Source organism: Streptomyces sp. NPDC018045 (genome assembly GCF_044327445.1).
In the GTDB taxonomy this organism is placed as follows: Bacteria; Actinomycetota; Actinomycetes; order Streptomycetales; family Streptomycetaceae; genus Streptomyces.
Genome location: NZ_JBIRFL010000061.1, coordinates 1 through 5,509 on the forward strand (window position 1 = coordinate 1; position 5,509 = coordinate 5,509).

Below are 5,509 nucleotides of genomic sequence, written 5' to 3' on the forward strand. Positions count from 1 at the left end.
CCACCCGCTATGAGAAGACCGCCGAGTCCTACCAAGCAGCCGTCACCCTCGCATCGCTCCTGATGTGGGCGTGACATTTGAAGACAACTCCTAGGACACCGTGGCCTACACCCGCTACCTCGGCGATCTCTCCGGCGGCCAGATCATCCGCGGTACGGCCGAGAAGACCTGGGGCTTCGCGCGCAAGGGCGACGGGGTGCGCTTCTACGTCTTCGAGGGCATAGGCAACCCCGCCGCGTTCAAGCGCGAGTACCGCGCGCTGCTGGACGCGCTGCCGCTGGACGATCTGGAGAAGCAGCGCGTGATCGACGAGTGCCGGCACGCCTTCGCGCTGAACACCGCGGTCTTCCAGGACCTGGGCGCGCAGTTCCCGCTCAGCGCCTGATTCCGCGTCGCCGCGGAGATCCTTCAGACGCGCCCGAGCGGCGCACCCGATGGGTGCGCCGCTCGGTGCCTTGTGCGGTCAGCTCCAGCGCTGGCGCTTGATGGTGCCGTCGGGGCCCGCGAAGGCGAGGCCGTTGCTGTCCACGCCGAGGGTGAGCCCGGTGGCCTTGTTCTTCAGCCGCCAGCCGGCGGAGTCCTTGATCTCGTGCCACTTCTGGTAGTTGCCACCGTTGCATGCCTGGACGTAGACGGCGCCCTGCTTGTTGCTGTCCAGGCACTTCCCGCTGAGCTGCTGCTTCAGGGTGTAGGTCCCGCCGGCCTGCTTGGTCTCGGTCCACTTGGCGCTCGCCCCGCCGCAGGCGGAGGTCGTACGGACCTTGTAGTTGAAGTAGGCCAGGCACTTGCCGGTGGCCTTGTTCTTCCAGGTGACCGTGGAGCCGGCGGCGAACGCCTGCCCCGAGGCCCCGACGATCAGCGCGGGCGCGAGGGCCGCAGTGGCCACGAACGTGCCTATCAGGCGCTTCTTCATAAGATTTCCCCCTCTGGAATCGGACCGCGGCGACAGCGGCTGCGCCGCCTCGACGGGCGTGGTCATGCGTCGTCCGCGCGTCCGTGTGCTGCGTGCGCAACATCACATGAAAAATGGCGACTTCGGACCCCATGCACCGAAACGCGCATCGGGGCCGACGCCCACGCTATCCCGGCATGATCACGCCGTGCAATGTGCCTGGGGCAACACCGGGCGCCCGCCGCCGGCCAGGGGGTTCGCTGTCACCTCCAGCCCTCGCGGACCTCCGCGAGAACGGCCCGGCCGCCGATGGCGATCGACGAGGACGAGGATGACGAGCTTCCCTGCCTGATCGACTGCGACGAGTGCGGGAAGATCATGGAGCCGGGCCTGTTCGACGGCGACGACCCGCTGCTGACGGTGCTGCCGGACTCCTCAGAAACTGTTTCGGGTCCTGACATGACAAGTCGCGTGTCCTATCGGTGCAGATCAGGAGCTTGACGCTTCTGGCCGACCGGCCAGAAGCAGCGGCTGGGCGTACGGGGCCGGGGTGGCGGCGGGCGGTGCCATGCCGCTCGGGGGTTGCGGTGTCCTGGGCGGTGCTGGGCTCGGTGGCCGGACATGACCACGCGCTATGCGGTCACCCTTCTGGCCACCACCGCCACAGCTGGGCGCCGCCCTCACCACCGCCACCCCCGCCGCAGCCAGCGTCATCGGGGACTTCCTCTCCCCAGCCTTCGGCACCAACTGCGCCAACCACAACACCCGTCCCCACGCTGACGGCGCCACCAACGCAGGCACAGGCACAGCCGCCGGCAACCTCCTGGGCCTGTCCTTCGGCAGCGCGTTCAACCAGTGCGGCGGCGCTGACTCCGCGGCCTCCCTATCGACCCTGGTATGCCGGCGGCCGAGTGAAGGCATGGAGCAGCGCAGCCGGGCACCACCAAGACGAACCCCGGTGACGTGACCAGGGGCTCTCTCGTTGCCCGGGCATGATCAATCGACGTATCGCCATGGCGGTCAGCGCCACAGCCCTGGGTACTGCCCTCGCCCCCGCGGCCCCCGCCGCAGCCGGCGGTATCGGTGATGTTCTCTCCCCGGCCTTTGGCACCTCCTGCGCCAACCTGCACACCGGCGCCCGCGCCAACGGCACCACCACCCACGGCACTGGCGCCGCCAACGGCAACCCCGCCGGCCTCCCCGTCGGCTCCGCCCTCAACCAATGTGGCGGCGCCGACGACCCAGCGGAGATCGCATGTGTGGCCAACCAATTCTTCGCGGCCGAGAAGGTCCTGGCTCAAAGCGGGGTCAAGGAGGGGGAGGACCTGCCGATCGATGTCCTCGTGAAGATGCTCTCCGTGAGCACCACAGCCGAAGTCACCACATCCCACGCCCCCTGTTTCGCATAAGAAAATGTTTCGGGCCCTGGCATGACAAGTCGCGTGTCCTGTCGGTGCCGGTCAAAGGCTTAACGTTTCTTCCCGATTGGCCAGAAGCAGCGGCTGAGCATACGTCGTCGGCGTGGCGGCGGGCGGTGCCACACAGCTCGGACCACGTGGTGACCTGGGCGTGCTGTGCTCGTTGGCCGGATCGTCTCCGATGCGCCTCTCACGAACTGCGGCCTATAGTCGGCACCATCGGCCATGGGGCGTGGCGCACTCCGCGCACGAGGCCCAGACCATCGAACGACATCGGCGGTGGTCGTACGGTGCCCCTATGGCCCGGAAGGGGGCGCCTCGCCCGCCAGCACCGCCGCTCCGCAGCAGCGCCGGCCCAGAACCAGCTCACGGTAGCCGCCTGACACCCTGGCGTTCGCCTGCCCGTCCCGAGGACGCCGAACCGAACGGGAAACAGGGTCACCTTCGCGGACCATGGCTTTGACCTGCGCAAAAAGATGTGAAACAGCTTCTCAGCGATCTATGAAGACCCCAAGAATGACGGCACCCGGATGGTCATGCTGTGCTCGCCGGAATGCCTGGACAAGATCCAGGAACGGTTCCGCCGGCGGCCGTTCGTCAACGAAGAGCTGTGGGCAGGCAAGATCGCCCGCTCGGTGATAAAGCATCCCGAGGGCGTCCCTCCGCGGCTGCTGGAACAGGAGACGGGACTGTCCCCTGCGCAGATCGTGAAGGGGCTCGCCTGGCTGGAGCGGATGCGCCCGGCGGGGCGGGACCGAAAGCCCGGGCCGGGGGCTGGGTCAGACGGCGGGTCATCAGCGTGATCGCCGCCCAGGTGATGTGGGCCTCGCTGTGCTGCGGAAGGCGTTCGTGGTCGCGGACCAGACGACGGGCGTTCATGATCCAGCCCGGTGAGCGCTCCACGACCCAGCGGCGCGGCAGCAGGACGAAGCCCTCGGCGCCCTTGGGCCGTGAGACGGTCTTGACCGTCAGGTGCAGGCGGTCCTTCGCCCAGGTGACAAGCTTTCCTGCGTACTGGGAATCGGCCCAGACGACGGTCAGCTCGGGGTGCATCAGCCGCAGCCGGAAGAGGACTTCTTTCGCCGCGTGGGAGTCGTGCAGGTCGGCCGGGGTGACCATGACCAGCAGCGGCAGGCCCTTGGTGTCGACCACCGGATGTCTTTTCCTCCCGTTGATCCGTTTGCCCGGGTCGAAGCCGCGGGAGTCCTTGCCGACGGTGGCGGCGGCCTTGACCGACTGGGAGTCGATGACGATCGCCACGGCCTCCGGGGTGCGGCCCATGCCCTGCCGCACCCGCCGCCGCAGATCGTCCCGGATGGTGCCCAGGACGCCGGCGGCGGCCCACTTCGCCAGGAAGCCGTAGACCGTCCGCCACGGCGGGAAGTCCCGTGGCAGGGCCCGGTATTTGCAGCCCTCGAACGTCAGGTAGCGCAGGGCATCGACGATCTCGCGGCGGGGCCACTTCTCCGGGCGCCCGCCGGTGCGGGTCTGACAGGCGGGAATCGGTAGCAAAGGCTCCAGGACGGCCCACTCGGCGACCGCCGTGTCGGACGGGTAGGTGCGGCGGCGCATGTCTGCCTCTTGAGCTGGATCACTGGGGTGCGTAGTGGACGATCAGGTCGAGGGTCGTCTCCAGCGCGCTGACCTGGGTGATCAGGTAGTTCCCGAACCGGTCGGTGGGATGCAGCTCGACGTGCGGAGCCACCGTGCCGCTGTGCAGGCGGCGCATCTCGGTCAGGTACTCGCTGGTCACCCGGATCTCGTAGCGGCGCAGCTCATGCGGGTCTCCGCAGAAGCAGTAGCTCCCTTCCCGCGTCCAGACCAGGGGCGGCCAGTGCTTCTCGGCGGCCTGGTCGCGCAGCATCGCGATGCCGGCCGCGACCTGGCTGCGGGTCAGCGCGCAGGCCCGCATCAGCTGCGGCGTGTGCAGCCCGGCGGGCCGGGCCTCCAGCAGCGCCTTGCGGATGCGGTCGGCGTGCCGACGGGCCGCGTCTCCCTTCTGCGCGGGCCGCGGCTTCTTCTTCGCCGCGGCCTTGCGGGACTGGCCGCGCGGCATGGCTACTCGCTCCGCAGCAGGCGCCTGTGCTCGTCCTCCAGGTCGACTTCGCCGGTGTCGACCGCGTGTTCGATCCACTCCAGCGCGGCTTTCACCCGCGCGGCGTTCCCGTGGATGATGGCGCGTTCGTCGTCCGAGAGTCTGTGGTCGCGCAGCCGGGGCACCACCCGGCCGGACGCGGAGACGAAGGCGTGGCAGGCGCCGACCAGGTCGAGGAATTCCAGCGACCGGTTGATCTTGCGGATGGTGGGCGCGACGGGCGAGTCGCGGTGGAAGGCTTCCCGGGCCTCTTCGTCGTGCTGCTGCTGGGCCTCGTTGACCAGGAAGCGGGTGGTGTCATCGGCCATGGCCCGCTTGGCCACCGCCGGCCGGCGCAGCATGTTCGTGGCGGCCTCGGCCGCGACGTCGTCGTCGCGGGTGAACTCCTCGACCACCCGTGCCTTCCGCGGCGCGACCTGGGAGGCCACCTGCGGGCGGCGCAGGAAGTCGGTGGTGACCTGCGCGGCCACCTCCTCGTCGCGGGCCAGGTGGTGGATGGCCCGTACCTTCTCCTGCGGGGTGGCGGGCCGGTCCACCATCTGCCCGACCCGGCGTTTCGCGTTCTCGGGCGTCCACCGTTTGCGGCCGTGCCGGTCCTCGGGCGGATCATCGATCACCGCGAACCGCTCGGCCTCGTCCTGGATTCCCGCGAGGGTCTGGTGCAGGTAGAAGGGCACGTGCGCGCGCCGCTGTTCCTTGGGCCAGCGCGAGGCGGTCCAGCGCCGCTTGCGGATCGTTTCCAATCGTTTTCACCGGAATCCCGGTGTCCTCCGAGAGCAGTTGCAGCGACTCCTCCACCGTGAACAGGTCATCGTCCCCGTTCGGCATCGACCCGCCGTGCCCGCGCATCGGCTCGATCTCCAGCGCGCGGTCCCCGACGGTGAACTGGATGCGGTGATCCGCCCGCATCTGCGCGCGCAGCTCGGCCATGATCTCCTCGTAGCGGTCCCGCGCGACGCTGCCGACCTTCTCCATGGTCTCGGGCATGGCGCCCCCCCTGGCGGGCCGCGGCACGGAGCCTCACCTCCGCGCAGACGGGACTCGGCCCGCACACCCCCAGCGAACGCCCCGCCGCCCCGCGCTTTCAAGAAACGACCACAACCG

7 protein-coding genes and 1 pseudogene are annotated in these 5,509 nt (G+C 69.2%); 3 read left to right on the forward strand and 5 right to left on the reverse strand.

Annotation, left to right across the window (positions count from 1 at the left end; all coding sequences use genetic code 11):
* Positions 1 to 106: 106 nt before the first annotated feature.
* A pseudogene (locus ACH4EB_RS38375) lies at positions 107 to 385 on the forward strand (biliverdin-producing heme oxygenase); the annotation flags it as partial.
* A 78-nt stretch (positions 386 to 463) separates the two neighbouring features.
* On the opposite strand, the gene ACH4EB_RS38380 reads toward ACH4EB_RS38375, so the two are convergent.
* Complete coding sequence (locus tag ACH4EB_RS38380; RefSeq protein WP_398353163.1) at positions 464 to 913, reverse strand: RICIN domain-containing protein; 450 nt, start codon at positions 911 to 913, stop codon at positions 464 to 466.
* Between the two features lie 288 nt (positions 914 to 1,201).
* On the opposite strand from ACH4EB_RS38380, the gene ACH4EB_RS38385 reads away from it, so the two are divergent.
* On the forward strand, positions 1,202 to 1,393 hold the full coding sequence (locus tag ACH4EB_RS38385) for a hypothetical protein (RefSeq protein WP_398353164.1): 192 nt from the start codon (positions 1,202 to 1,204) through the stop codon (positions 1,391 to 1,393).
* 491 nt (positions 1,394 to 1,884) lie between these two features.
* Positions 1,885 to 2,301, forward strand: coding sequence for a hypothetical protein (locus tag ACH4EB_RS38390; RefSeq protein ID WP_398353165.1), 417 nt, complete (start codon positions 1,885 to 1,887; stop codon positions 2,299 to 2,301).
* A gap of 606 nt (positions 2,302 to 2,907) precedes the next feature.
* Here the strand turns inward: ACH4EB_RS38390 and ACH4EB_RS38395 are convergent.
* From ACH4EB_RS38395 to ACH4EB_RS38410, 4 genes are read right to left on the reverse strand one after another with little or no spacing between them, the layout of a single operon-like run.
* Positions 2,908 to 3,882, reverse strand: a complete 975-nt coding sequence (locus tag ACH4EB_RS38395) for an IS5 family transposase (protein WP_398353167.1) — start codon at positions 3,880 to 3,882, stop codon at positions 2,908 to 2,910.
* A 19-nt stretch (positions 3,883 to 3,901) separates the two neighbouring features.
* Positions 3,902 to 4,366, reverse strand: coding sequence for a RacP protein (locus ACH4EB_RS38400; RefSeq protein ID WP_398353169.1), 465 nt, complete (start codon positions 4,364 to 4,366; stop codon positions 3,902 to 3,904).
* A gap of 2 nt (positions 4,367 to 4,368) precedes the next feature.
* On the reverse strand, positions 4,369 to 5,082 hold the full coding sequence (locus ACH4EB_RS38405) for a DUF6192 family protein (protein WP_398353171.1): 714 nt from the start codon (positions 5,080 to 5,082) through the stop codon (positions 4,369 to 4,371).
* Positions 5,012 to 5,392: a hypothetical protein gene (locus ACH4EB_RS38410; protein ID WP_398353172.1), complete on the reverse strand. Its 381-nt coding sequence runs from the start codon at positions 5,390 to 5,392 to the stop codon at positions 5,012 to 5,014. Before ACH4EB_RS38410 ends, ACH4EB_RS38405 begins: the two co-directional genes overlap by 71 nt.
* Between the last annotated feature and the right edge of the window lie 117 nt (positions 5,393 to 5,509).